Genomic DNA, 1954 nt, shown 5'->3' with positions numbered 1-1954 from the left:
TGGCTCAGGGCGAACGGGAACTACGTTCGTCCTGAGCCTGTCGAAGGACGAGCCCGCTTGAGCGGCCCCGCGCGGGCCAGCTATCCTCGAGCGCAGATGAGCACACCCGACCCGCAAGTCCCCGGTTCCCTGGACCGGCGCTTCATGGCCTTCGAAGCGCTCGTATCCCGCCGCGACTACGAAGGGGCCGAGGCGTTTCTGCGCGCCTCCCTCGAGGACGCCGCCACGCCCGATGACCGCGCCCAGTGCTGGACCCTGCTCCACTACGTACATGCCAAGCGGCGCGACCTGGAGGCGGCGCTGGCGTGCTGCCTCAGGGCGGAGGCCGAGCTTCCGGGTGCCGCCCACCAGAAGGGCGTCACCGCCTACTTCCTGGCCTACTACTACGAGCCCAAAGACCCGGCGGCGGTGTGCGACAAGGCGCGCGAGCTCCTCGCCATTGCCCGCGACAGCGCGCTCCTTCACGAGGGCCACCGCCTCATCGCGGAGACCGAGCTCGCCCGCGGCCATCACGAGGATGCCGCCCGTCATCTGGGTGAAGCCTTCGCGGTGGACGACCTGACATTCCTCGAAATGGGAAGTCCCGGCCTGACCCTGCTGCAACGCTTCATAGACCACCGGCTTGAACGAGAGATCTGCGCGCGCATCGTCGCGCGCCTTGAAGCCGATCTGGCGGAGAACGCCGCGCATTCGATGAGGGAGACGCTGCGGGAGCTGCGCAGACGGTTGGGGGTGGGGCGGTGAGGGAGAGATCAAACTTTCCGATCAAACAGTGACCGAATCGGCTAAATGTTCTTTATCAATGCCAATCTCTCATAGATTCTCGCCCCCATATCACGTGGGGTATTTAGATTGGCCCACTGCTCCATCCTTTGAACAAACTCCGTGGGACCAATCAATTTCGCCAGCGTCATTTCATGCACCAACAAAGTGGCCACAGCAATCTGGACCAGATCACGATACGCTTGCTTTGTATCGCTCGCGCGAACAGGGCCAGATGTAAACATCGAAGAGTCTTTGTAGTTTGTCTTTATACGCAGGCGCCAAAAATAGTCCATCAGAGAATATGCTCGCAGGCGTTGATCCGCCTCTTTCTTCTCTGATTCGGTAAGGCGTGGAAGTGGGAACTTCGGCTCACTGCGCCTTGCTTTACCTTTCGCCAATCGAACCTTTTCCGCTTCTCGCCACTCTTTCCTTTTTTGACTCCGCTTTCTCTCTCTTGCTTCGCTCCAAGCTTCTCGAAGTCGATCATCTCGTGTCGCACGGAGTGCGACTGCGGCGATGTCAACACAGTTCGCTTCCGTACAACGTCGCCAATGATGAGTATTTGTAACTGATTGGCCAGCCGGGACATTTATGTATCCGGCACTGCCGACTCCGAGCGACCACGGTGCCATATCAATACTCCTCCCGAGCCACTCATCCGTGTACTGCCGCTTTGTAATCTCGTGCGACTCGGGTCGAGGTTGGTTCCGCGCAAGCATCAACGCCTGCGTGACATGATAGAAGATGTAATACACTTGAACCGCACTCCAGTTATTCACCAGCCGAAGGAGTTCGTCATCACCCGCAAGCTGCCCATTCATGCTGAGCAACATCTCAGTCCCCCATGCATTGCGTATGCTTTGTTCAATGTCCTCGAAATGCGCCCCGAGTGGTCGGAGATTCTGCCAGCGACGAGTTTGCATCAATCGCTCGCCTACACTCGGCAATACATTGGAATTATCAGGGAAAACATGCTTGTCCCCGTAAAGCATGTTAAATGCGCGCAAATACTGTAGATGCGACCGGAAACTCCCCTCAGACTCATCACCCATTACATCGTAGCCTTTCTTTCCACACTCCCCATTAATTTAACACAGACCACACAACTCGCCTGATTTTTGCGTGAACCCTTGCCCGATGCGACCGGCGATCGGGCAACAACCCGTTCGCCCCAAAACGGGCCCCAATC

Annotated in this window: 2 protein-coding genes; one reads left to right on the top strand and one right to left on the bottom strand. The window is 57.8% G+C overall.

Going from position 1 to position 1954, the window contains the following annotated elements; all coding sequences use genetic code 11:
• The first annotated feature begins 96 nt into the window (after positions 1-96).
• Positions 97-744 (top strand): hypothetical protein, encoded by a 648-nt coding sequence (locus KDH09_07800; protein ID MCB0219580.1) that lies wholly within the window; start codon positions 97-99, stop codon positions 742-744.
• A 41-nt stretch (positions 745-785) separates the two neighbouring features.
• On the opposite strand, the gene KDH09_07795 is transcribed toward KDH09_07800, so the two are convergent.
• The gene (locus KDH09_07795; protein ID MCB0219579.1) at positions 786-1817 is read right to left on the bottom strand and encodes a hypothetical protein; all 1032 of its coding nucleotides are present in this window, start codon (positions 1815-1817) and stop codon (positions 786-788) included.
• Positions 1818-1954: the final 137 nt, after the last annotated feature.

The sequence above is a fragment of the Chrysiogenia bacterium genome (genome assembly GCA_020434085.1).
GTDB lineage: Bacteria > JAGRBM01 > JAGRBM01 > JAGRBM01 > JAGRBM01 > JAGRBM01.
This window is presented reverse-complemented; position numbering and strand designations above follow the sequence as displayed.

What these genes read in the sequence shown, in the direction of transcription:
- KDH09_07795 (MCB0219579.1), bottom strand. Translation starts at nt 1,817, where the DNA reads ATGGGTGATGAGTCTGAGGGGAGTTTCCGGTCGCATCTACAGTATTTG.
- KDH09_07800 (MCB0219580.1), top strand. Translation starts at nt 97, where the DNA reads ATGAGCACACCCGACCCGCAAGTCCCCGGTTCCCTGGACCGGCGCTTC.